This window comes from Roseateles sp. FW301-B2 (genome assembly GCF_058788955.1).
Map to the genome: position 1 here is coordinate 1 of NZ_JBYTBE010000049.1, position 22384 is coordinate 22384.

21 protein-coding genes are annotated in these 22384 nt (G+C 70.9%); 13 read left to right on the top strand and 8 right to left on the bottom strand.

Features of this window, described 5'->3' with window-relative positions; all coding sequences use genetic code 11:
• The 7 genes from AC3WQY_RS22865 to AC3WQY_RS22895 form a co-directional block, all read left to right on the top strand.
• The coding region (locus AC3WQY_RS22865) for an RNA polymerase sigma factor (protein WP_492710846.1) at positions 1–632 on the top strand (632 nt) is incomplete at its 5' end.
• On the top strand, positions 629–1123 hold the full coding sequence (locus tag AC3WQY_RS22870; RefSeq protein WP_492710848.1) for a hypothetical protein: 495 nt from the start codon (positions 629–631) through the stop codon (positions 1121–1123). The genes AC3WQY_RS22865 and AC3WQY_RS22870, both read left to right, overlap by 4 nt.
• Before the next feature lie 33 nt (positions 1124–1156).
• Positions 1157–2248 (top strand): hypothetical protein, encoded by a 1092-nt coding sequence (locus tag AC3WQY_RS22875; RefSeq protein WP_492710849.1) that lies wholly within the window; start codon positions 1157–1159, stop codon positions 2246–2248.
• Positions 2249–2342: 94 nt separating this feature from the next.
• Positions 2343–3104 (top strand): substrate-binding periplasmic protein, encoded by a 762-nt coding sequence (locus tag AC3WQY_RS22880; protein ID WP_492710851.1) that lies wholly within the window; start codon positions 2343–2345, stop codon positions 3102–3104.
• A 59-nt stretch (positions 3105–3163) separates the two neighbouring features.
• Positions 3164–3928, top strand: coding sequence for a ParA family protein (locus AC3WQY_RS22885; protein WP_492710853.1), 765 nt, complete (start codon positions 3164–3166; stop codon positions 3926–3928).
• A 71-nt stretch (positions 3929–3999) separates the two neighbouring features.
• Positions 4000–5082: a hypothetical protein gene (locus AC3WQY_RS22890; RefSeq protein ID WP_492710854.1), complete on the top strand. Its 1083-nt coding sequence runs from the start codon at positions 4000–4002 to the stop codon at positions 5080–5082.
• A gap of 67 nt (positions 5083–5149) precedes the next feature.
• Complete coding sequence (locus AC3WQY_RS22895; RefSeq protein ID WP_492710855.1) at positions 5150–7132, top strand: hybrid sensor histidine kinase/response regulator; 1983 nt, start codon at positions 5150–5152, stop codon at positions 7130–7132.
• Positions 7133–7147: 15 nt separating this feature from the next.
• Here the strand turns inward: AC3WQY_RS22895 and nadC are convergent, their stop codons facing one another.
• Together nadC and AC3WQY_RS22905 are read right to left on the bottom strand one after the other, a co-directional pair.
• Positions 7148–8020 (bottom strand): carboxylating nicotinate-nucleotide diphosphorylase, encoded by an 873-nt coding sequence (nadC, locus tag AC3WQY_RS22900; RefSeq protein WP_285234673.1) that lies wholly within the window; start codon positions 8018–8020, stop codon positions 7148–7150.
• Between the two features lie 13 nt (positions 8021–8033).
• On the bottom strand, positions 8034–8732 hold the full coding sequence (locus tag AC3WQY_RS22905; RefSeq protein ID WP_285234672.1) for a fumarylacetoacetate hydrolase family protein: 699 nt from the start codon (positions 8730–8732) through the stop codon (positions 8034–8036).
• 119 nt (positions 8733–8851) lie between these two features.
• Here AC3WQY_RS22905 and AC3WQY_RS22910 point away from each other — a divergent pair, with 119 nt between their 5' ends.
• Positions 8852–9787 (top strand): septal ring lytic transglycosylase RlpA family protein, encoded by a 936-nt coding sequence (locus AC3WQY_RS22910; protein WP_492710857.1) that lies wholly within the window; start codon positions 8852–8854, stop codon positions 9785–9787.
• Here AC3WQY_RS22910 and AC3WQY_RS22915 read toward each other — a convergent pair.
• The gene (locus AC3WQY_RS22915) at positions 9784–10530 is read right to left on the bottom strand and encodes an SDR family oxidoreductase (RefSeq protein WP_492710871.1); all 747 of its coding nucleotides are present in this window, start codon (positions 10528–10530) and stop codon (positions 9784–9786) included. The genes AC3WQY_RS22910 and AC3WQY_RS22915 overlap by 4 nt on opposite strands.
• 100 nt (positions 10531–10630) lie before the next feature.
• Between AC3WQY_RS22915 and AC3WQY_RS22920 the strand changes: the two genes are divergently transcribed.
• Both AC3WQY_RS22920 and AC3WQY_RS22925 read left to right on the top strand, forming a co-directional pair.
• Positions 10631–11782 (top strand): GGDEF domain-containing protein, encoded by a 1152-nt coding sequence (locus AC3WQY_RS22920; protein WP_285234667.1) that lies wholly within the window; start codon positions 10631–10633, stop codon positions 11780–11782.
• Positions 11779–12951, top strand: coding sequence for a GGDEF domain-containing protein (locus tag AC3WQY_RS22925; protein WP_492710859.1), 1173 nt, complete (start codon positions 11779–11781; stop codon positions 12949–12951). Before AC3WQY_RS22920 ends, AC3WQY_RS22925 begins: the two co-directional genes overlap by 4 nt.
• A 9-nt stretch (positions 12952–12960) precedes the next feature.
• On the opposite strand, the gene AC3WQY_RS22930 is transcribed toward AC3WQY_RS22925, so the two are convergent.
• Positions 12961–14595, bottom strand: a complete 1635-nt coding sequence (locus AC3WQY_RS22930) for a GGDEF domain-containing protein (protein WP_285234665.1) — start codon at positions 14593–14595, stop codon at positions 12961–12963.
• 135 nt (positions 14596–14730) lie between these two features.
• A complete protein-coding gene (locus tag AC3WQY_RS22935) occupies positions 14731–16248 on the bottom strand; it encodes a CoA-acylating methylmalonate-semialdehyde dehydrogenase (RefSeq protein WP_492710860.1) in 1518 nt (505 codons plus the stop codon).
• A gap of 101 nt (positions 16249–16349) precedes the next feature.
• On the opposite strand from AC3WQY_RS22935, the gene AC3WQY_RS22940 reads away from it, so the two are divergent.
• Both AC3WQY_RS22940 and AC3WQY_RS22945 read left to right on the top strand, forming a co-directional pair.
• On the top strand, positions 16350–17294 hold the full coding sequence (locus AC3WQY_RS22940) for a LysR family transcriptional regulator (RefSeq protein WP_492710861.1): 945 nt from the start codon (positions 16350–16352) through the stop codon (positions 17292–17294).
• Positions 17295–17471: 177 nt separating this feature from the next.
• Entirely contained in the window at positions 17472–18206 is a 735-nt protein-coding gene (locus tag AC3WQY_RS22945) for a YecA/YgfB family protein (RefSeq protein WP_492710862.1), read from the top strand.
• A 20-nt stretch (positions 18207–18226) separates the two neighbouring features.
• On the opposite strand, the gene AC3WQY_RS22950 is transcribed toward AC3WQY_RS22945, so the two are convergent.
• Together AC3WQY_RS22950 and AC3WQY_RS22955 are read right to left on the bottom strand one after the other, a co-directional pair.
• Complete coding sequence (locus AC3WQY_RS22950; RefSeq protein ID WP_492710863.1) at positions 18227–19534, bottom strand: Hsp70 family protein; 1308 nt, start codon at positions 19532–19534, stop codon at positions 18227–18229.
• A gap of 56 nt (positions 19535–19590) precedes the next feature.
• Entirely contained in the window at positions 19591–20904 is a 1314-nt protein-coding gene (locus tag AC3WQY_RS22955) for a D-amino acid dehydrogenase (RefSeq protein WP_492710864.1), read from the bottom strand.
• A 161-nt stretch (positions 20905–21065) separates the two neighbouring features.
• Between AC3WQY_RS22955 and AC3WQY_RS22960 the strand changes: the two genes are divergently transcribed.
• A complete protein-coding gene (locus AC3WQY_RS22960; protein WP_492710866.1) occupies positions 21066–22049 on the top strand; it encodes a LysR family transcriptional regulator ArgP in 984 nt (327 codons plus the stop codon).
• Here AC3WQY_RS22960 and AC3WQY_RS22965 read toward each other — a convergent pair.
• Positions 21974–22177: a hypothetical protein gene (locus AC3WQY_RS22965; RefSeq protein WP_285234658.1), complete on the bottom strand. Its 204-nt coding sequence runs from the start codon at positions 22175–22177 to the stop codon at positions 21974–21976. The genes AC3WQY_RS22960 and AC3WQY_RS22965 overlap by 76 nt on opposite strands.
• Positions 22178–22384: the final 207 nt, after the last annotated feature.

Sequence of the window (22384 nt, forward strand, 5' to 3'; positions counted from 1 at the left end):
GCCCCGGCACCGTGCCCGCCACGGTGCGCCGCATGAAAGGCTTTCTGCCCTTCGGCGCGGGCGCGGCCGAGGACACGCCGGCGCTGCTGCAGCGCCTGGCGCGCGGCGATACCAGCGCGCTGGAGCCGCTCTACCGCCGTGAATCAGCGGCCGTCTACCGCTACGCCCTGACCCTGGGTGGCAACCCGGCCTGGGCGGCGGATGCGATGCAGGATGCCTTCGTGGCCCTGGCCGCGCGGCCGCAGGGTTTCGATGCGGCGCGCGGCATCAGCCTGGGCGCCTACCTGGCCGGCATGGCCCGCCATGCCCTGCTGGCGCGCTGGCGCGACGCCCCCGCGGCCGAGGCCGGGGACGAAGCGCCGGGCGCGCCCGCGACCCATGCCTCGCCCGAAGCCCTGCTGGTGCGCGCACAGGACCAGGCCGCCCTGTGGGCCGCCGTCCGCGCCCTGCCCTGGCCGCAGCGCGAGGCGCTGCTGCTGGTGGACCTGCAGGAACGCCCCTATGCCGAAGCCGCCGCCATCGCCGGCATCGAACTGAATACCTTGCGCACCCGCTTGCACCGGGCGCGCCTGCGCCTGGCCGCGCTGTTGAACGCGGCCGGCGCGGATGCCGGAGCCGCAGCCTCATCATGAACCCAAGCATTCGCCCCCTGGCCGAACTGTTGCGTGAAGGCGCGGCACAGCTGCAGCAAACGCCCGTGCCGGCGCCGCTGCAGGAACGCACCCTGCGCGCCATGCACGCCGCGCTGCCGACGCGCGCCGCTGGCAGCGGCTGGGCCGCCAGGCTGTCGGGCTGGTGGCGGCCGATGGCCTGGTCCGGCGCGGGCACCTGCGCCGTGATGCTGCTGGGCGCCAGCTGGCTGATGAGCCTGGAGCCGCCCGCGGCCGCCGACACCGCCAGCGCCAGCGAGTTCCTGCCGCTGGTCTCCGCCGAGCGCTGGTCCAGCTATCTGCAGGAGGCCGGCGCGGGCCGCCCCGGCTGGCTGGTGGCCGCCGAAATGCCGCGCGAGCGCATGGCCCTGCTGGGCCTGCCCTTCGATCCCGCCCGCGCCGGCCAGCCGGTGCGCGCCGAGCTGCTGATGCAGCCCAGCGGCGAAGTGCTGGCGGTGCGCTTTCTGCGTTGATCCAAGTTGCCACTGTCTTTCCAGGAGTCCGTTATGAAACAGCGTATGCATCCCCTGCTGAGCGCCTGCCTGCTGCTGGGCGGCGCGTCGGCCCAGGCGCAGCAGGAGCTGCCCGTCCAACTGGCCCAGCTGATCAGCCATGAGAGCCTGCGCTTTGCCGGCGATGAGCTGGGCCAGGAGCGCGTGGTGAAGGGCGCGCCCTATTGCGCCGAGGCCCAGCACGAGACCGTGCAGACCCTGGCCGACGGCAACCGCATCGTGCAGAGCCAGACCTCGCGCCTGTGCCGCGACGGCGAGGGGCGCACGCGCCAGGAGCTCGAGCGCAACGGCCAGCGCAGCATCTATCTGCGCGATCCGGTGGCGCAGGAAAGCTGGGTGCTGGACCCCGAGCGCAAGAGCGCACGCCGCCTGGGCGGCATGGCGGCGCCCGACGCCCAGGCCTGGCGCGAGTTTGCCGAGCAGATCCGTGCCCAGGTGCGCGAGCAGACCGGCAAGCAGCGCGAGCAGGCCTTGCGCGACAGCGAGCAGGCGCTCAAGCAGCATGAACTCGCCCTCAAGGAGCATGCCGCGGCACTGAAGGCCAGGCCGCCCGAACCGGTGGTGATCACGCAGCAGGAGCTGGACGGCGGCGACGGCAAGACGCAGCGCCGCATCGAGGTGCAGGTGCTGCGCCCGGGCAGCGGCCCCACGCCGCTGCCGCCCCTGCCCGGCCTCCAGGCACCGCCCCTGCCACCGCTGCCGCCGGCGCCGCCAACGCCGCCCGCCGTGCACCTGCGCGCCCTGCAGCTGGCACCGCGCGGTGCGGCGGTGGTGAGCCCGCTGCCCGCCAAGGAGATCGAGGGCCTGAGGGTGAACGGCGAACGCAGCAGCTGGACCATTGCCGCCGGCAAGCTCGGCAATGAGAAGCCCATCGTCATCACGCGCGAGGTCTGGAGCTCGCCCGAGCTGATGATCACGGTGGCCACGCGCGACTTCGATCCGCGCAGCGGCGAGGTCAACTACCGGCTCAGGAACATCCGCCGTGGCGAACCCGATGCCGCGCTGATGCGGCCACCCGCCGACTACAGCCAACCCGAGCCGCGCCCCGCGGCCCGGCCGGCGCCCAAGGCCTCGGCCAAGGGCTGAGCGCCAACCGTCGAGGAAAAGCCGGTGGCGAGCCGCCGGCACTTGACGCACACTGCACCTGGGGCGCCGGGCTCGGCGCATGACGGGATGCCGGATGTTGTTGCGCTTGTGCCTGCATGTTTGCCTGTGTCTGCTGTGCGGCGCCGTGCCGGCCATGGCCGAGACGCTGCGCACCGCGGCGCAGGACAACAACGCCCTCAAGTACGACCTCAGGAACCCGGCCAAGCCGGGCATCTGCGTGGAGGTGTTGCAGGCCATCGAGGCCGGCGATCCGGAGCTGCGCTTCAGCGGCACCGAGCAGCCGATGTCGCTGCGCCGCATCGAGGCCCTGCTCGCCGAGGGCCAGCTGGATGTCTTCTGCGCCCTGATACGCAGCCCGGCGCGCGAGGCGCGCATGGCCTTCATCGAGGTGCCGATCTACACCGTGCGCCACCGCATCGCGGTGCGCGCCGAGGATGGGGTGAACGTGCACTCGCTGGAGGAGATCCGCCGCCTCGGGCCCGAGGCCTCGGTGATCGTCAACAAGTCCACCGCCCATGAAGACCTGCTGCGCAGCGCCGGCGGCCTGCAGATCGATGCCAGCAGCCCGGACACGGCCGTCAACCTGAAGAAGCTGGTGGCGCAGCGCGGCCGCTTCTACTACCACACCGAAAACGCCTTGCTGCGCTATATCGAGGATGGCGGCCTGGAGGGCAAGGTCAGGCTGCTGCCGACGGTGTTCAAGTCCGAGGCGCTCTACCTGGCTTGCAGCCCCAGGCTCGCGCCCGCCACGCGCCAACGCCTGCAGCAGGCGCTGGAAAAACTGGCGCGGCGCGGCGAACTCGAACGCATCTACGCCGGCTATCGCGAAAACTGATGCGCGGCGCAATTGCTGCAGTGCACAATAGACGCATTGCAGCAATACGGGAGTCCGGTATGCGACGCGTGGTGTTCAACCAGAAGGGTGGGGTCGGCAAGTCCACCATCACCGCCAACCTGGCCGCGATCGCGGCCCAGCAGGGCCGGCGCACCCTGGTGGTGGACCTGGACCGTCAGGCCAACAGCAGCCGCTACCTGCTGGGCGAGGCCGCCGACGCGGCGCAGCCCGGTGCCGCCGAGTTCTTCGAGACCACGCTCAAGTTCAGCGTGCGCGCGCCCCGCACGAGCGACTACATCGTCGCCACGCCCTGGGAGAACCTGCACCTGATGCCGGCCAGCGCCCTGCTCGACGAGCTGCATGGCAAGCTGGAGAGCCGCTACAAGATCTTCAAGCTGCGCGATGCCCTGGTCGAGCTGGGCGAGGACTACGACGAGATCTGGATCGACACCCCGCCGGCCCTGAATTTCTACACCCGCTCGGCCCTGATCGCCGCCGAGGCCTGCCTGATCCCCTTCGACTGCGACGAGTTCTCGCGCCGCGCGCTCTACGAGCTGCTGGAGAACCTGCAGGAGATCCAGGCCGACCACAACGCCGGCCTGCAGGTGGAGGGCATCGTGGTGAACCAGTTCCAGGCCCGCGCCGCCCTGCCCCAGCGCACCGTGCAGGCCCTCATCGACGAGGGCCTGCCGGTGCTGCAGCCCTATCTGAGCGCCAGCGTGAAGATGAAGGAATCGCATGAGCTGTCGCGCCCGATGATCCATCTGGACGCTCGCCACAAGCTGACGCAGGAGTTCGAGGCGCTCTACGCCGCGCTCGCCTGAGCCGCAACGAATGAAACAAGCCGGGCCGGCGCCGACATCGCGCTGATACCGGCGCGGCCCAGCATGGCGGCATGAACGCCTTGCTCGCCTCCTTCCTCAACATCCTCGCCCTGGCCGGCCTTGCTCTCGGTGCCTTCGGCATGCTGCTGGTGGGCGCCTCGTCCGACCCCGGCCGCGACGGTGGCCGCGCCCTCATGTGCCTGATGCTGAGCCTGCCGCTGGCCGCCGGCCTGCTGCTCAGCTATGGCCTGGGCGTGGCGCGCGATGGCTTCGGCTGGGTGGCGCCGGGTTCGCGCGGCCTGCAATGGTTGCTGGTGCTGGCGGCGGCGCTCTCGGCCGGCCTGGTGCTGGCGGGCAGCGCGGCCTTGCGCCTGGAGCCGCAGAGCCAGGTGCCCTGGGCGCTCTGGCCCTTGCGCGGCTGGGCCTTCGCGGTGTGGGCGCCGCTGCTGGTGGCCGGCGCGGCGCTGGCGCTCTGGCCCGCCTGGCGCGCCGGCCTGCCCGCCTGGGCCTGGCGGCTGCCGCTCGCGGCCCTGGGCGGCATCTCGCTGCTGGCCGCCGCCGGCCTGCTGCTGCAGGCCCTGCAGCTCGGCGCCGAGCGCGACGCGACGCGCATCGAGCAACGCCTGCAAGACGATACCGAACGCGATCGCTGGGTGATGGCCGAGGTCGAGCGGGCCGAGGTGGAGCGCGATCTCGTCGGCCTGATGAACCAGACCTCGCGCTTCGAGTCGCCGGCGATCCGCGCGCGCGCCCTCGCCAAGGTGGCCAGCCATCCCGACCTGAACCGCGCGCTGGACGAGATGCTGCGCGGCGGCTGGCGCGACTATGCGCTCACCTATCTGGAAAGCAATGACGCGCCCGACAACCGGGCCCTGATGCCGGCGGTGCAGCAGGCCCTGCTGGGCCTGGCCGAGGATTGGCGCGACAGCATGCGCCGCACCCACACCCTGCAGCCCGACGCCTTCGACGCGCAGCTGCGGCGCGCGCTTGCGGTGGCCGAGAAATTCGATGCCCTGGGCGGCGACCACCTCGCCGCCATGCGCGCGCTACGCGCCGCGCTGGACGAACCCCGCCCCGGCTACAGCCCGCCGGTACGGCTGAACGCGGTGGCCACGCTGGATCGCTGGCTGCAGCAGCGCCGGGCCCGGTCATGAGCGGGACCAGCGCGGGCACAATGCAGCGCCAAGCGCATGGGCCCATGGCCCGCCATGGAGCCCCTGCATGACCGAGCCTCTCACGCCCCGACCTGACCCCGCTCCCGGCGCCGGCGAGCTGGGCCTGCTGCAGGACGGCGGCCTGCCGCTGCTGCAAGCCCTGCTGGAGGCGATCCCGGCGCGCGTGGTGCTGCTCAACCGCGAGGAGCAGCTGGTCTACGCCAACCACGAGTTCTTCGCCTTCACCGCCCTGCATCCCAAGCAGGTGCTGGGTCAGACGATCCGGCGCGTGATCGGCGACGAGGCCTATGCCGCCTACGCGCCGCTGCGCGCGCGCCTGCAGCGCGGCCAGCCCACCTCCTGGGAAGGCTGGATCACCCTGGCCGGGCGCGGCCGCCGCTATATGCGCGAGCAGCTGATCCCGGTGGGCCCGGCGCATGAGCCGCAGCAGTGCACCATCGTCATCAGCCTGGACTGGACGGCGCTGAAGCAGCGCGAGGCCGAGCTCTCCGCCAAGCTGCAGGAGCTGGAGGCCAGCCAGGTGCTCAAGTCGGCCATCGTCGACCACGCGCTGGCGGCCCTGGTCTCCACCGATGAGCGCGGCGTGGTGGTCGAGTTCAACCCGGCGGCCGAGCAGATGTTCGGTGTGGCGCGTGCCGCCGCGCTGGGGCGGCCGGTGTCGGAGGTGATCATCCCGCCGCGCTACCGGCAGGCGCATGACGAGGGCATGCGGCGCGTCAGCAGCGGCGGGCCGGCGCGCGTGCTGGGCAAGCGCATGGAGCTGGCCGCGCTGCGCGCCGATGGCAGCGAGTTCCCGGTCGAGATGGTGCTGTGGCGCACCAGCGTCGGCGGCCAGACCTTCTACACCGCCTCGATGTTCGACCTCACCGAGCGCCAGAGCGCCCAGGCCGAAATCGAACGCCAGCGCGATGCGCTGCGCCAGAGCGAGAAGCTCACCGCCATGGGCAGCCTGCTGGCCGGCGTGGCGCATGAGCTGAACAACCCGCTGGCGATCGTGATGGGCCGCGCCAGCCTGCTGGAGGAGAAGCTCGCCGGCCATGCGGTGGCGGCCGATGCGCAGCGCATCCGCGAGGCCGCCGAGCGCTGCGGCCGCATCGTGCGCGCCTTTCTCAATATGGCGCGCCAGCGGCCCAGCACGCGCGCCACGGTGGCGCTCAACGACCTGGTGCAGGCCGCGGTGGACATGCTGCAGTACGGCTTGCGCTCGCACGGCATCGAGGTGATGCTGGAGCTTGCGCCGGCCCTGCCCGAGGTCAGCGCCGACCCCGACCAGGTCGGCCAGATCGTGCTGAACCTGCTCGTCAACGCGCAGCAGGCGCTGGTCAATGGCGACGGGCCGCGCCGTCTGCGCGTCAGCACCGGGGTGGAGGCACGCCGCAGCGAGCGCGAACCGCGCATCTGGCTGCGCGTGCTGGACAGCGGCGCGGGCGTGCCGGCGGCGCTGCGCGAGCGCATCTTCGAACCCTTCTTCACCACCAAGGCCGAGGGCGTGGGCACCGGCATGGGGCTGGCGGTGTCGCGCTCGATCGCGCGCGAGCATGGCGGCAGCCTGGTGCTGGAGGAAAGCGCCCAGGGCGCCGCCTTCCGCCTGAGCCTGCCGCTGAGCGGCCAGGCCGGCCCGGTCTCCGAGCAGGCGCCGCTGGACGCACTGGACGCCGGCAGCACCGCGCGCGTGCTGGTGGTGGACGACGAAAGCCAGATCGCCGATCTGATGCACGACTTCCTCGACAGCGCCGGCTACGAGGTGGCGATCGCCGAATCGGGCGCGGTGGCGCTGGAGCTGCTGAAGGAGGCGCGCTTCGACGCCATCGTCTCGGACCTGCGCATGCCCGATGTGGACGGCGCGGCGCTGTGGCGCGCGGTGCGCGCGCGCGACCCGCAGCTGGCGCAGCGCATGGTGTTCGTCACCGGCGACACGCTCTCGCCCAGCGCGCGCGCCTTTCTCGACCAGACGCGCTGCCTCAGCCTGGACAAGCCCTTCACCAAGGCCGAGCTGCTGCGCGCGCTGCGCGAGGTGCTGTCGGGCTGAACGGGCTGAGCGGCCTCAGGCGGCGACCGGCCCCTCCACCCGCATCGAGTAGTCCACCGCCTTCACGTCCTTGGTGAGGCGGCCGATCGAGATGCGATCGACGCCGGTGGCGGCGATCCAGCGCAGCTGCTCCAGCGCCACGCCGCCCGAGACTTCCAGCAGGGCGCGGCCGGCGTTCAGCCGCACCGCATCAATCATCATGGCCTCGCTGAAGTTGTCCAGCAGCACGCTGGTCGCGCCGGCGTCCAGCGCCTGCGTCAGCTCGGTGAGGCTCTCGACCTCGATCTGGATGTCCACGCCCGCGTTGAGCGCCTGCGCCGCGCGCAGGGCCTCGGCCACACCGCCGGCGGCGGCGATGTGGTTCTCCTTGATGAGGATGCCGTGATAGAGGGCCAGGCGCTGGTTGGCGCCGCCGCCCACGCGCACCGCGTACTTCTGCGCCAGGCGCAGCCCGGGGATGGTCTTGCGCGTGTCCAGCACCGCACAACCGCGCGGATTCGGGCTGGCGCCGGCGATCGCGTCCACATGGGCGCGCGTCAGCGTGGCGGTGGCGGAGAGCAGCTGCAGGAAGTTGAGCGCCGGGCGCTCGGCGCTCAGGAGCGCGCGGCCGTCGGCCTGGATGCGGCACACCAGGGTGTCGGCGCCCATGCGCGCACCCTCCTCGTAGCACCACTCGATGCGGCTGCCGGCGTCGAGCGCGCGGATGACGCCCTCGAACCAGTCGCGCCCGCACAGCACCGCATCCTCGCGCACCCGCACATGGGCGCTCACGCGGCGCCCGGCCGGCACCAGCTGGGCGGTCCAGTCGCAGCGGCCGATGTCCTCGAAGAGGGCATCGCGGATATTGCGCTCGCGCGCCTCGGCCAGGGTTTCGTCGTGGTCAAACATGGGCGATGTGGGCTTACTCGGGATCCGCTATTGTCAGGCTCAGCCGGTCCAGGCCCGCGATCTCGCCGCTGATCACGTCGCCCGGCTTGACCGCCCCCACGCCCTCGGGCGTGCCGGTGTAGATCAGGTCGCCGGGCTGGAGGTGGTAGTACTGCGACAGGTTGGCAACGATCTCGGGCACGCTCCAGATCATGTCGGCGAGGTCGCCGCGCTGCTTCTCGGTGCCGTTCACCGCCAGCGTGATGGCGCCGGACTTCAGCTCGCCCAGCCGGCTGGCGCGCGTCAGCGGCGTGATCACGGCGCTCTGCTCGAAGCCCTTGGCGGTGTCCCAGGGGCGGCCGGCGGCCTTGGCCTCGGCCTGCAGGTCGCGGCGCGTCATGTCCAGGCCCGCGGCATAGCCCCACACGGCGGCCCTGGCCACCTCGGGCGTGACCTTGAAGACCGGTGCGCCGATCGCGATCACCAGCTCCATCTCGTAGTGGTAGTTCTTGGTGCCGGGCGGGTAGGCGATGGTCGCGCCCGAGGCCACCAGGGCGCTGGCCGGCTTGGTGAAGTAGAAGGGCGGCTCGCGGTCCGGATTGCCGCCCATCTCGCGCGCATGCGCCGCGTAGTTGCGGCCCACGCAGAAGATGCGCGCCACCGCGTAGCGGGCCTCGCTGCCGTGCACCGCCACGCTGGGCTGGGGGGCGGGCGGGAAGATGTAATCGCTCATGTCTCGGGATCTCCGGCAAGGAAGTCGCGAAAGCATAGTGGCTGGGCGGCGTGGTGGCCATGTGGAGAGCACGCATGCCGCACTCGCCAAGCGGCGCGGGATCGGCTAGGGTTGCGGCCATGTTGAATCCGCACCGTCCCGGCCATGCGCTGATCCTGCTGCCGCTGTTGCTGCTGGCGGCCTGCGCCAGCCGCCCGCCAGCGCCTACTACCTGGCCGGCCGGCCGCGATGGCCCCGAGGCGAACCCACCCGCCGATCTGCAGCGCGTGCCCGACGCCGCGCCGCAGCTGGAGGCGATCCGCAAGGGCGGCCCCAACAAGCCCTACGAGGTGCTGGGCCAGCGCTACGAGCCGATCACCGAAGACAAGCCGCTGGTGGAGCGCGGCCTGGCCTCCTGGTATGGCAAGAAGTTCCATGGCCGGCCCACCTCCAGCGGCGAGGTCTACAACATGTATGCGATGACGGGCGCGCATGCCACCATGCCCATCCCCAGCTATGCGCGGGTGCGCAACCCGGCGAATGGCCGCGAGGTGATCGTGCGCATCAACGACCGCGGGCCCTTCCACCCCGGCCGCATCATCGACCTCAGCTACACCGCCGCGCTCAAGCTGGACCTGCTGCGCGGCGTCGCCCCGGTGGAGCTGGAGCGCATCACCTACGAGGACATCCGCAGTGGCGCCTGGCAACGCGGCAAGGACGCCGATGCGCCGGTCTATGCCGCCGCCGAGGCCAGCGATGCACCCGAACGGCTGGCCACGGCGCAGCTGGCCGCAGCGCAAGACCTGACCCCGGCGCCGGCCGCCCCGGCGCGCGCCGCCGCCCCGGGCTTCTGGGTGCAGCTGGGCGCATTCGCGCGCCTGGACGGCGCCGAGCAGTTCCGCCAGAAGCTGGTCAAGGAGCTGGACTGGATGGCGCCGCTGCTGGCGGTGTTCAAGGACAGCAGCCTGCATCGCCTGCAGGCCGGGCCCTATGCCAGCCGCGAGGATGCGCGGGCGGCGGCCGAGCGCGTGCGCCTGGCGCTCGCGCTCACGCCGGTGGTGGTGGAGCGGCGCTAGCGTCCGCCGCCCACATCGAGCATGCTGCCCACGGTGTAGCTGGCGGCGTCCGAGAGCAGCCAGGCAATCGCCTCGGCCACCTCCTCGGCGCGACCCAGGCGCTGCATCGGGATGCCGGCCACGGCGCCGGGCAGCAGGTCTGCCATGCCGCCGCTGGCATGGATCTCGGTATCGATGATGCCGGGGCGCACGCCGTTGACGCGTATGCCCTCCTCGATCACCTCGCGCGCCAGGCCCAGGGTGAAGGTGTCGATCGCGCCCTTGCTGGCGGCGTAGTCCACATAGAGGCCGGGCGAGCCGAGCTGGGCGGCGCGGGAGGAGACGTTGACGATGGCGCCGCCCGCCCCGCCCTGCCGGCGGCTCATGCGCGCCACCGCCTGCTGGGCGCACAGAAAGCTGCCCAGCACGTTGACGCGGAAGATCTGCTCGATGCGCGCCGGGCTCATGTCCTGCACGCGCGCCGCCGGCGCCACGATGCCGGCGTTGTTGACCAGGCCGGTGAGCCGGCCCAGCCCGGCATCGATGCGCTCGAACATGGCCTGCACCTGCCCGGCATCCGACACGTCGGCGGCCAGCGTCAGCACGCGCCGCCCCTGCGCGCGCAACTCGGCGGCCAGGGCCTCGGCGGCGCCGGCGTCGCGCCGGTAGTTGAGCGCCAGATCGTGGCCGCGCGCCGCCAGCAGGCGGGCGGTGGCGGCACCGATGCCGCGGCTGGCGCCGGTGATCAGGGTGATGGGGGTCAGGGCTTGCGTGGGCATGCCGGTATTCTGCGGCATGCCTTCCGGCGGGCTGTACGCCGGCATGGGACTTTGCGATGATGGTCCGCAACCCGCCACCGCCTCCATGCAGCCCCTCGACGCCCCCACCCTCCTGATGGTCACGGTGGTGTTCAATTGTTTCGGCGCCCTGGTCTGGGCCGCGCTGGCGCTGCTGTTCCGGCTCGCGCCGCGCGCCGCCTGGCTGGTGGCCGGCGCCCATCTGAGCCTGGTGCCGGCGCTGCTGCCGCTGCCGCTCACGCCCTGGTCGGGCTGGTGGGCCGATGCCTTCAAGCTGCTGGCCACTGCCCTGCTGGCGCTGGGCGTGCGCCAGCTGATGCGGCTGAGCCAGGCGCGCTGGGACATCATCGCCATCGTCGGCCTCACCGCGCTGCTGCTGCTGTGGCAGGCGCTGAGCGGCGAGGGCGGGGCCAGCCTGGTGCCGACCTCGGTGGCGATGGCCCTGCTGGCGATGATCATCTTCCGCGACGTGCTGATCGGCGCCGCGCCCGGCTTCAGCACCCTGGTGACGAGCCTGATGTCGGCGCCCTTCGCGGCGCTGGCGGGCGTCAATGTGCTGCGCGTGCTGGCAGCCTGGGGCCTGCTGGGCGGCGGCAGCACCCTGCTGCTGCATCCGCGCCAGCAAAGCCCGCTGCTGGCCGCGCTCTGGTTGCTGCTGTGCCTGTGCATCAGCATGGGCCTGGTCGCGCTGCTGCTGCACCGCCTCATCACCCGCATCGGCCAACTCACCAGCACCGACACCCTGACCGGCGCGCTGAACCGGCGCGCGCTGCAGCAACGCCTGGTCGAGCTGCAGGCCCAGGTGCGGCGCGGCCGGCCGCTGAGCCTGCTGATGGTGGACGTGGATCATTTCAAGCGCGTCAACGACAGCCTCGGCCATGCCGCCGGCGATGCCGCCCTGGTGCACCTGACCGAGCTGCTGCGCCAGGGCATCCGCGACGTGGACGTGCTGGGCCGCATGGGTGGCGAGGAGTTCTGCCTGCTGCTGCCCGATACCCCGCTGGCCGCCGCGGTGGAGGTGGCGGAGCGCCTGCGCGCGCGCCTGCAGGCCAATCCCTTTGTCTGGCAGGGCCGCAGCCAGACCCTCACCGCCAGCTTCGGCCTGGCGGCCGGCAACAGCGACGACGCCAGCGGCCGCATCGGGCTGGGGCTGGCCGACGCCCAGCTCTACCAGGCCAAGGCCCAGGGCCGCAACCGCGTCTGCGCCGCCCAAGCATGATGCCGCTGCCCGCCACCGACCCCGAGACGCTGCTGGCGGCGATCGTGCTGGTGTTCTTCTTCGCCGCGGTGGTGTGGTGGCTGTTCGCTACCGGCATGCGCGTCACGCCGCGCGCCTCGCTGTGCCTGGCCACCGCCAATCTGCTGCTGGCCGGTGCGCTGGGCACGCATGCGCTGCGCGGCCTGGCGCCCGATCTGCTGAGCTACTGGGGATCGGACGTGCTGGGCCTGCTGGGCTTCGGCCTGCTCTGCGTGGCCGTGCCCTGGATCTCGGACGAAACGCCGCGCATGGCATGGCCGGCCCTGCTGGTGGGCGCGGCCGCGCTGGCGCTGCTGCTGATGCCCTACGAGGGCGACCTGCACCGCCACAGCATGGTGGTCTATGCCAGCATGTCGGCACTGTGCCTGAGTGCGGCCTGCAATGCCTACCGGCTGCTGCGCCAGCGCGTCCGGCGCGTGCTCTCGGCGACGCTGGCCGCGCCGCTGTTCATCGTCACCGGCCTGCTGCTCGTGCGCCTGCTGGAGGCCTGGCTGGCGCCGGGCGTGACGCCCGACATCCGCGCCAGCAGCAGCTTCAACATCGCCTGGCTGTGGTCGACGCTGGCACTCAATCTGGTGCTCAACGCCACCATGGCCTTCTTCGTGCTGATGCGCCTGATCCTGCGCATCCAGCGCCTCACCCGCCGCGACCCGCTCACCGACGCGCTGAACCGCCGCGCCCTGGCCGAGGCGATGGACTATGAGCATGCGCGCCTGCAGCGCGGCGCCCCCTACGCGCTGGTGATGGTGGACATGGACCGCTTCAAGCAGCTCAACGACAGCCATGGCCATGCCGCCGGCGATGCCGCGCTGCAGGCCCTGGTGCAGGCGCTCAAGCCCTGCGTGCGCGCGGTCGACCGGCTCGGCCGCCTGGGCGGCGAGGAGTTCTGCGCGCTGCTGCCCGACACCGGGCTGGCGGGCGCGCTGCTGGTGGCCGAGCGCATGCGCGTGAACCTGGAGGCCTGCGGCTTCAGCTGGGATGGCAAGACCTGCCCCCTGACGGCCAGCTTCGGCGTGGCCGAGGCCAGCCTGGCGGACGCCAGCGCCGAGCAGGTGCTGATGCGCGCCGACCGCGCGCTCTACCAGGCCAAGGCGCAGGGCCGCAACGTGGTGCAGGCCAGCGGCGCCTGACGCGGCCGCTCAGGCGAGCGCGACGCGGTTGCGGCCCAGGTGCTTGGCGCGGTACATGGCCGCATCGGCGCGCGCGATCAGCATGTCGGTGGAATAGGGCGGCGCGCTCGCCAGGCCGATGCTGAGGCTGACCTGCAGGCCCGGCGCCAGCTCGTCCCAGCCATAGTTCTCGACATTCGCGCGCAGGCGCTCGCAGACCTCGAAGGCGCGGTCCGCCACGGTGTCGGGAAACACCACCAGGAATTCCTCGCCGCCATAACGCAGCAGCAGATCGCTGCTGCGCGTGTTGTCGCGCAGCATCTGGGCCAGCACCTGCAGCACCTGGTCGCCCACGGCATGGCCATGGCGGTCGTTCACACTCTTGAAATGATCGGCATCGATCAGCGCCAGGGTGAGCGGACGGCCGCGCGCCTCGGCCTCGGCCATCAGGGCCGGCATGCGCGATGCCAGGCAGCGGCGGTTGCCCAGGCCGGTGAGCGGGTCGCGCTGCACATGGGCCTCCAGCTCCACCGCCTTGGCGGTGAGCGCATCGACGGCGCTGTTGGCAAGCTCGGCCTGGGCGCGCACCTGCTCGGCCTCCAGCCGGGTCACGAAGAAGCGCGATTGCGCCATCAGCTGGGCCACGCTGCGCTGGCGCTCCAGGCGCTGGTAGCACTCCAGGTGCGCCAGCGCATCGTCGCTGCGGCCGAGCGCACGCGCGGCGCGGAAGGCGTTGTGATGCAGGCGCAGCGCGATGAAGGCCGGCAGCGCGCCCGCGGCGTCGGACTGCAGGGCCTGCACGATGTGCCAGGCCTCGCGCACCTCGCCGCGCGCCAGCATCAGCTCGGCGAGCGAGCAGCGCGTGCGCCAGGCCAGGTTCTGGTAGCCCAGGCTCTGCGCCTGCTCGAGCGCCGCGTCCAGAAAGCTCTGCGCCTCGTCCAGCGCACCCAGCAGCATCAGCACCTCGCCGAGGTTGCCGTCGGTGAGCGCGAGCGCGAACCGGTCGCCATGTTCGCGCGCATGCGGGCGCACCTCGCGCGCATAGTGCAGGCCGCGCTCCAGCGCCTGCCGGCAGGCGGCGTCGTTGCCGCTGTCGCGCATCAGGTGGTAGGCACCGAGGGCGACGCTGCAGAGGTTGTTGAAGGTCACCACATGCTCGTAGGGCGTGGCCTGGTCGCGCACCAGGGCCGCGGCCTCGTTCATCAGGCGCTCGGCCTGCCAGGGATCGCCCATGCGCTCGAAGCAGGCGCCCAGCGCGTTCAGCGCCACCGCCTGGATGCGCACCTCGCCGAGCTCCTGCGCCAGCGCACAGCCCTCGTTGGCGCAGGCCAGGCCGGTCTCGAAATCGCCGATCTCGGAGGCCGCCAGGCTCATCCAGCGCAGCAGCTCGCAGATGCCGGGCTGGGCGCCCAGCGGGCGCATCAGGGGCAGCACCTCCTGGCCGGCCGCCAGCATGCCGGGCAGGTCGCCGCGGCGGAAGCGGAAAAAGCTGCGCAGGCGCCCGGCCTCCACCTGCTCGGCCAGATAGGCCTGCTGCTGGCTGGCGGCCCAGGCCTGCTCGGCCAGGGCCAGGCCCTCCTCGAGCCGGGCATCGCGCTGGGCCGCGCGCGCCTGCTCCAGGCATTGCGCGATTTGCTCGGCGGACAGCTCGGCGGGCTTGGACATCGGGTTACAGGTGGTCACAAGCGGCGAGCGTAGCCGATTCCTCCCCTGCAAGCCGCCGACCCGGCCCGCCGGCCCATGACCTTTGCCACTCACCGTGCGAGATTCGCACGCGGTGGCGGCCGCGCGCGCGCTTTCTTACTTGCTGGTGGGCATCACAAACTCGGCGCCCTTGCCGATGCTGGCCGGCCAGCGCTGCATGATGCTCTTCTGCTTGGTGTAGAAGCGCACGCCCTCCTCGCCATAGGCGTGCATGTCGCCGAACAGGCTCTTCTTCCAGCCGCCAAAGCCCTGCCAGGCCATCGGCACGGGGATGGGCACATTGATGCCCACCATGCCCACCTGGATGCGGCGCGCGAACTCGCGCGCGACATTGCCATCGCTGGTGAAGCAGGCCACGCCGTTGCCGTACTCATGCGCGTTCACCAGCTCCACCGCCTGGGCGAAGTCGGGCACGCGCACGCAGGCCAGCACCGGGCCGAAGATTTCTTCCTTGTAGATGCGCATGTTCGGCTTCACCTCGTCGAACAGGGTGCCGCCGGTGAAGAAGCCGTGCTCCAGGCCGGCCACTTTGTGGCCGCGCCCGTCGACCACCAGCTTGGCGCCCTCTTCCACGCCGATGCCGATGTAGTTCTCGATGCGGTCGCGCGCCTCGCGGGTGACGATGGGGCCCATCTCGGCGTCCAGCTCCATGCCGTTCTTGATCTTCAGCGCGCGCGCGCGTTCGGCCAGCTTGGGCACGATCTTGTCGGCCACATCACCCACCAGCACCGCCACCGAGATCGCCATGCAGCGCTCGCCGGCCGAGCCGTAGGCGGCGCCGATCAGGGCGTCCACCGCCTGCTCGATGTCGGCATCGGGCATCACCACCATATGGTTCTTGGCGCCGCCCAGGGCCTGCACGCGCTTGCCGTTGCGGGCACCGGTCTCGTAGATGTACTGGGCAATGGGCGTGGAGCCGACGAAGCTGATCGCCTTCACGTCGGGGTGGTTCAGCAGCCCGTCCACCGCCAGCTTGTCGCCCTGCAGCACATTGAACACGCCGTCCGGCAGGCCGGCCTGCTTGAACAGCTCGGCGATGAAGAGGCTGGGCGAGGGGTCGCGCTCGCTGGGCTTGAGGATGAAGGTATTGCCGGTGACGATGGCCAGCGGCGCCATCCACATCGGCACCATGAAGGGGAAGTTGAAGGGCGTGATGCCGGCCACTACACCGAGGGGCTGGCGCAGCGTCCAGTTGTCCATGCCGGTCGAGACCTGCTCGGTGAAATCACCCTTCAGCAGCTGCGGTGCGCCGCAGGCGAATTCCACGATGTCGATGCCACGCGCCACCTCGCCCTGCGCGTCGGTGAAGACCTTGCCATGCTCGGCGGTGATCATGGCGGCGAGCGTGTCCTTGTGCTGGTTGAGCAGCTCCAGGAACTTGAACATCACGCGGGCGCGGCGCAGCGGCGGCGCATCGGCCCAGGCCGGGAAGGCGGCCTGGGCGGCCGCCACGGCGCTCAGCACATCCTCGCTGCTGGCCAGCTGCAGCTGGCGCGCCACCGCACCGGTGGTCGGGTTGTAGACCGCCTGCGAGCGACCCGAGCTGGCGGCCTGCGGGCGGCCGTTGATGTAGTGGGTGAGGTCGGCGCTGGCGCTGTAGGCGGGGGTGCTCATGGCAGGACTCCAATGGAAATCGAATGCGGCCAGTCTAGGCTTGGCCCCCCGCCCTGCCAATCCGCTTTTGCTGACTTGATTGTTTGATAATCTGAACAATCATGAGCCCAGCCCTGCCGAAGCCCGCCCTGCGTGAAGACCTGCTGTGGGGCCAGCTGCATGCCCTCACCGTGATCGCCCATACCGGCAGCTTCACCAAGGCGGCGCAGCGCCTGGGCCTGTCCAAGGCCGCGGTGAGCCAGCGCATTGCCGAGCTGGAGCGCGCCGTGGGCGTCACCCTGGTGGCGCGCACCACGCGCTCGGTGCGGCTCTCGGACGCCGGCCAGCGCCTGGTCGAGGACACCGAGGCCAGCTTCAACCACATTGCGCGCAGCCTCGGTGCGGCGCGCGACGCCGCCGGCCAGCCGCGCGGCCTGGTGCGCGTGACCGCGCCGGTGGCGCTGGGGCGCCAGCATGTGGCGCCCGCCCTGCCCGGCTTCTTCGCCCAATACCCGGAGATCCGCATCGAGCTGGACCTGTCGGATCGGCTGGCGGCGCTGGCGCAGGAGGGCTTCGACCTGGCCATCCGCCATACCAGCACGCCGCCCGACACCCATGTGGCCTTCAAGCTCTGCGCCTCGCGCGCCATGCTGGTGGCGGCGCCGGCCTATCTGGCCCGCGCCGGCACGCCCGCCCATCCGGCCGAGCTGGCGGCCCATGCCTGCCTGCCCTATCTGCGCTCGGGCCCGGCGGTCTGGCACTTCGAACATGGCTCGGCCAGGGCGCCGGAGCGCGTGCGGGTGCCCGTGCAGGGCCCGCTGCGCGCCGGCAACAGCGAAATCATCCGGGATGCCGCGCTGGCCGGCCTGGGCGTGGCCCTGCTGCCCGACTTCAGCGCCGCACCGGCACTGGCCAGCGGCGCCCTGCAGGAGCTGCTGCCGCAATGGCGGCCGGCCGGCTTCTTCGGCGACAGCATCTACGCCATCCACCCCTGGAGCAGCACCACGCCGCGCCCGGTGCGGCTCCTGATCGAGCACCTGCGCGCGGCCCTGGGCAAGGGCTTCTGACGCGCACAAAAAAGGACGCCCAAGCAGCGAACTGCTCGGGCGTTGCAAAGTCCTTGAATCAAGGACGTCGTTGGGACTGCTGCTCGCCTTGCGGCTTGCTTGGGTCGAACTCTAGGGCCCAACCCTGGGTTTCGCCATCCCCACGAGGTGGGATGGCCGAGCCTTGATAATGTGGCCATGAACGCTGCCAAGCCGCCCGTACGCAAGCCCAGCCCCGCGCCTCGTCCGGCCCGGCCCACCGCAAGCGCCAAGCCGGCGCCGCAAGCCCGCAAGCCCGCCGAGCCGCTCAGCGACGGCGAGCTGGAGCAGCTGCAGGCCCTGCTCGACAAGGTGCCGGCGCCGCTGGAGCCCCTGGACGTGAGCATGCTGGACGGCTATCTGATCGGCGTGCTGCTGCAGCCCAAGCCCATCGCCATGTCCGACTGGGCGCCGCATGTGCTGGACAGCGAGGGCCGCAAGCCGCCGCCCAGCTACAACGGCGAGCAGCTGTTCGAGCTGATACGCCGCCGCCATCGCGAGCTCAACCTGGCCATCGTCGATCGCCAGTGGTTCGACCCCTGGGTGTTCGAGCTTGAAGACGAGGCCGACCCTTCCGAGGTGGTGTTCCCGTGGGTGGCCGGCTTCGCGCTCGCCACCGAGCTGTTCCCCGAACTGATGCGCCTGGATGCCGCCCAGCTGCTGGAGCCGCTGGCCGCGATCTATATGCATCTGGACGCGGACGATCTGGAAGACGCCGACGAGTTGCTGGAAGAGATCGAGACCCTGGAGCCGCCCGCCGATCTGGAGGAGGCGGTGGAAAGCCTGGTGAGCGCCACCCTGCTGCTGGCCGATGTGTCCAGGCCCCAGCCGGCCCAGCCAAGCCCGAAGCGGCCGCCGGCCCGCAAGGGCCCGCCGCAGCGGCGCCGCTTCTGAGGCCGGCCTTCAGCTGGTGATCAGCGCGTGAACAAGCGTGCCGCGTGCAGGCCGAGGCCGGTGGCCACCGAGGCAAAGCGGTCGCCGCGCACCTCGCGCGCCTTAGGGTAGTCGGCGGCAATGCGCTCGGCCAGCACGCGCAGGCCGGTGGAGCCGCCGGTGAAGTAGAGCGCATCCACATCGTCCGGCTGCAGGCCCGCCTGCGCCACGGTTTCGCGGCCGGCCTGGGCAATGCGCTCGATGTCGGCGCGCAGGGCCTGCAGGGCCTCGGCCTCGCCCAGCTCCACCCGCAAGCCCGTCTCCACCAGGCCCAGGTCGATCTGGGTATCGCCACCACCGGCCACGGCGATCTTGGCGTCCTCGGCGCGCGCCGCCAGCTCATGGCCCAGGCGGTCTTCCACCACCGTCATGAGGCGCTGGTGATGCACGGGATTGCCGTAGAAGCTCTTCATGCTGCGCAGCTCGGCGCTGCGCAGCGGGCTGTAGACGGTGTTGATCAGATGCCAGGTGGCCAGATCGAAATAGACCCCGCTGGGCACTTCACGCGCCACCTGGCCGGGCTTCTCGGGGCCCAGCGAACGGTAGCCCAGCTCGCGCAGGATGCTGGCCAGCTCCACATGGCGGTCGAAATCGGTGCCGGCGATGTGCACGCCGTGGTTGGCGAGGATGTCGTCGCGGCGGTCCAGGCGCTGCATGCGATCGGGACCCACGCGCACCAGCGAAAAGTCCGAGGTACCGCCGCCGATGTCGGCCACCAGCACGATCTGCTCGTGCTGGGTCTGGCTCTCGTAGTCGAAGGCGGCCGCGATCGGCTCGAACTGGAAATGCACCTCGTCAAAGCCCACCGCATGGGCGGCGGCCTCCAGCGAGGCCTGGGCGGCGGCATCGCGCGCCGGCTCGCCGTCGACGAAGAACACCGGCCGGCCCAGCACCAGCTTGTTGAGCGGCGCGCGGGCGCCCGCCGCGAGCGCGCTGTTGCGCAGGCGCTTGAGGTAGCCGGCCAGCATGTCGAAGTATTTGACGCCGCGGCCGCCACCGACATCGGTGGTCTGGTCGATCAGCGAGGAGCCGAGGATGCTCTTCATTGAGCGCATCAGGCGGCCGTCGGTGCCCTCCACATAGGCGGCCACCGCGGCACGGCCGAAGGCGCGCGGCGGGCCGTCGGCATCGTGCCGGCCCTCGACGAAATAGAACACCGCCGTGGGCATGGTGAGATGGCCGGGCTCCAGCTCCACCAGGCGCATGCCCGGGCCGTCGCTGCGCGGGATCGCAATCGCCGAATTGGAGGTGCCAAAGTCGATGGCACAGAAGGAAGCGGGCGATGGCATGGCGGCGGGCGGATGGAGAGCGGGGCGCGGATTGTAGCGAGCCCCGCCTCCAGGCCTCAGGCCGGGGCCATGCTGTGCATGCGGCGGGCCGGCAGCGCGTCGCCGTAGAAATTGAACTCGATCTCGGGCCGGCGGCCGCAGATCAGCTCGGACAGCGCATGGCCCGAGCCGGCGCCATGGGTCCAGCCCAGCGTGCCATGGCCGGCGTTAATCCAGAGGTTAGCGGCCTTGCGGCTGCGGCCGATGTAGGGGATGTTGGTGGGCGTGCTGGGGCGCAGGCCGGTCCAGTAGTTGCGCTCGCCCAGGTCGGCCACGCCGGGAAACAGCTCCTCGTAGCGCTTCACCAGCGCATCGCAACGGGTGCGCGAGGTGGGCGTATCCAGGCTGGTGTCCATGCCCACCAGCTCCGCGGTACCGGCGATGCGGATGCTGTCGCCCAGGCGCGAGATCGCGATCTTGCGGGTGTCGTCCAGCAGGCTCACCACGCTGGCCTGCTCGGGCTTCTTGAGCTTGAGGGTGGCCGAGTAGCCCTTGGCCGGATAGATGTTGAGGCACTCGCCCAGGGGCTTCAGCAGCGCCGGGGTGTAGGAGGCCATCGCCACCACATAGGCATCGGCCTTGAGCGTGCGTTTCTGGCCGCTGCGGCAATCGGCGATCTGCACGCCGGCGATGGACTGGCCCTCGCGCTGCAGGGCCAGCACATCATGGCCATAGTGGAAGGTGGCGCCGCGCTGCTGGCACAGCTGGGCCAGCTTCTGCGTGAACACACGCGCGTCGCCCGATTCGTCGCTGGGTGTGAAGGTGCCACCAAAGATGTTGTTGCCGAAGCTGCGCAGCGCCGGCTCGACCTTCAGCACCTCCGCACGGTTGAGCACGCGGCGGTCAACGCCATGGCGGCGCATCACCTCGGCGCCGGCCGCACCGGCATCGAAATCGGCCTGGCTGGAGAAGAAATGCAGGATGCCGCGCTCCAGGCGCTCGTACTCGATGCCGGTCTGGGCCACCAGGCTCTTCAGCGATTCATGGCTGTAGCGGCCCAGCTGTACCAGTTGCTCGACATTGCGCTCGAAGGCGGCCGTGGTGCACTGGGTCAGGAAGCTCAGGCCCCAGCGCCATTGCGCCGGCTCCAGGCGCGGGCGGAACAGCAGCGGCGAATCGTCGCGCAGCAGCCACTTGGCCACCTTGAAGGGCGCGCCGGCATTGGCCCAGGGCTCACAGAAGCTCACCGAGATCTGCGCGCCATTGGCGAAGCTGGTCTCCATCGCGGCATCGTCCTGACGGTCGACCACCGTGACCTCATGGCCTTGCTCCAGCAGATACCAGGCGGTGCTCACGCCGATGATGCCAGCACCCAGAACGACGACTTTCATGTGGGACTCCTACAGCGAACCCAGGGCTATCTGTGTTTCGGCCAAGGCGGCTCCGTACTGGAGCGCTGCGTTGACCAAGATCAGGGGACGGCGGATTGTCATCAAGCTCCGTGTTTATCAGAAGCCACATTCATATTTCTAGTCTTACATTAGAAGCACTTATGAAAGACCTGGACTCCGCCGGCCTCGATTGCCTGGCTGCGCTGGCCGATGAGCGCAGCTTCGAGCGCGCCGCCCAGCGCCTGGCCATCACGCAGAGCGCGGTATCGCAGCGCCTGCGCAGCCTGGAGGCTCAGGTGGGCCAGTTGCTGGTGGTGCGCTCGCGTCCGCTGCGCCTAACCGAGCCGGGCAAGGTGCTGCTGCGCTTTGCGCGCCAGCTGCAGGCCCTGCGCACCGACGTGGCGCGCGAGCTGGGCACGCGCGTGGCGCCCCATGAGCGCATCGCCATCGCGGTGAATGCAGACAGCCTGGCCACCTGGGTGCTGCCGGCGCTGGACCCGCTGGTGCAGGCGGGGCTGCAGGAGGGCTTCGGCCTGGAGCTGATCGTCGATGACCAGGACTTCACGCACGACTGGTTGCGCCAGGGCGAGGTGCTGGGCTGTGTCAGCACCGTCAAGCTGGCCCTGCGCGGCTGCCTGGTGCGGCCGCTGGGGCTGATGCGCTACATCGCCGTGGCCAGCCCGACCTTTCTGCGCGAGCGCCTGCCCCAGGGGCTAACCGCGGCCAATTTTGCGCAGGCACCCTTCCTGGTCTTCAACCGCAAGGACGACGATCAGGTGCAATGGGTCAGCAAGGCCTTTGGCGTGAAGGCGCCGCGGCTGCAGGAGCGCTATGTGCCCTCCAGCGAGGCGCGCGTGCGCGCCGTGTGCATGGGCTGGGGCATCGGCGTGGTGCCCGAACTGCAGGTGCGCAGCCTGCTAAGAAGCGGTGAACTGGTGGCCTTGAGGCCCGAGCTGAGCGTGGACGTCACGCTCTACTGGCATCAATGGAAGCTGGGCTCGGAGCTGGTATCCGCGCCCTTGCGGGTGGCCTTGCTGGATCAGATCGGCCAGGCCTTGGCCAGTGGCGCTCAGCGCGCGCTCGGGCCGGCCGAGGGTTCGGACGCCGCCGGCCCCGGCGGCAAGGCCAAGCGGCGCTCGGCTTGAGCGGCATCGGCCAGATGCAGGCCGGCAGCGGCGTCCATGCCGGGCAACTGGCTGGCCAGCCAGGCCGCGCTGCCCACCGTCGAGGCGATGACGGTGGCAGCCACACATTTGAGAACAGGCAGATTCATGAGGCGGCCCTTGAGCCGTGAACAAGTCACATCGGGAGGCCGAGCATAGTCAGATGCAAGGCCGTGGCAAATCCTACGTTGGTGGGTAGTGATGTCTTTGCGCCGCCCCGGCGGGACGGCCCCGCTGGCAGTGGCTTTCACAAAGTCTTACGCGCCGTGCGTTTTTTCCAACTAAGCGGACATGACCACCCAATTTGGGGATTTGTA

Coding starts and splice junctions, on each gene's coding strand:
- AC3WQY_RS22935 (WP_492710860.1), bottom strand. CDS start 16,248: ATGAGCACCCCCGCCTACAGCGCCAGCGCCGACCTCACCCACTACATC.
- AC3WQY_RS22895 (WP_492710855.1), top strand. CDS start 5,150: ATGACCGAGCCTCTCACGCCCCGACCTGACCCCGCTCCCGGCGCCGGC.
- nadC (WP_285234673.1), bottom strand. CDS start 8,020: ATGTTTGACCACGACGAAACCCTGGCCGAGGCGCGCGAGCGCAATATC.
- AC3WQY_RS22880 (WP_492710851.1), top strand. CDS start 2,343: ATGTTGTTGCGCTTGTGCCTGCATGTTTGCCTGTGTCTGCTGTGCGGC.
- AC3WQY_RS22870 (WP_492710848.1), top strand. CDS start 629: ATGAACCCAAGCATTCGCCCCCTGGCCGAACTGTTGCGTGAAGGCGCG.
- AC3WQY_RS22885 (WP_492710853.1), top strand. CDS start 3,164: ATGCGACGCGTGGTGTTCAACCAGAAGGGTGGGGTCGGCAAGTCCACC.
- AC3WQY_RS22940 (WP_492710861.1), top strand. CDS start 16,350: ATGAGCCCAGCCCTGCCGAAGCCCGCCCTGCGTGAAGACCTGCTGTGG.
- AC3WQY_RS22920 (WP_285234667.1), top strand. CDS start 10,631: ATGCAGCCCCTCGACGCCCCCACCCTCCTGATGGTCACGGTGGTGTTC.
- AC3WQY_RS22905 (WP_285234672.1), bottom strand. CDS start 8,732: ATGAGCGATTACATCTTCCCGCCCGCCCCCCAGCCCAGCGTGGCGGTG.
- AC3WQY_RS22965 (WP_285234658.1), bottom strand. CDS start 22,177: ATGAATCTGCCTGTTCTCAAATGTGTGGCTGCCACCGTCATCGCCTCG.
- AC3WQY_RS22930 (WP_285234665.1), bottom strand. CDS start 14,595: ATGTCCAAGCCCGCCGAGCTGTCCGCCGAGCAAATCGCGCAATGCCTG.
- AC3WQY_RS22945 (WP_492710862.1), top strand. CDS start 17,472: ATGAACGCTGCCAAGCCGCCCGTACGCAAGCCCAGCCCCGCGCCTCGT.
- AC3WQY_RS22875 (WP_492710849.1), top strand. CDS start 1,157: ATGAAACAGCGTATGCATCCCCTGCTGAGCGCCTGCCTGCTGCTGGGC.
- AC3WQY_RS22960 (WP_492710866.1), top strand. CDS start 21,066: ATGAAAGACCTGGACTCCGCCGGCCTCGATTGCCTGGCTGCGCTGGCC.
- AC3WQY_RS22925 (WP_492710859.1), top strand. CDS start 11,779: ATGATGCCGCTGCCCGCCACCGACCCCGAGACGCTGCTGGCGGCGATC.
- AC3WQY_RS22955 (WP_492710864.1), bottom strand. CDS start 20,904: ATGAAAGTCGTCGTTCTGGGTGCTGGCATCATCGGCGTGAGCACCGCC.
- AC3WQY_RS22950 (WP_492710863.1), bottom strand. CDS start 19,534: ATGCCATCGCCCGCTTCCTTCTGTGCCATCGACTTTGGCACCTCCAAT.
- AC3WQY_RS22890 (WP_492710854.1), top strand. CDS start 4,000: ATGAACGCCTTGCTCGCCTCCTTCCTCAACATCCTCGCCCTGGCCGGC.
- AC3WQY_RS22910 (WP_492710857.1), top strand. CDS start 8,852: ATGTTGAATCCGCACCGTCCCGGCCATGCGCTGATCCTGCTGCCGCTG.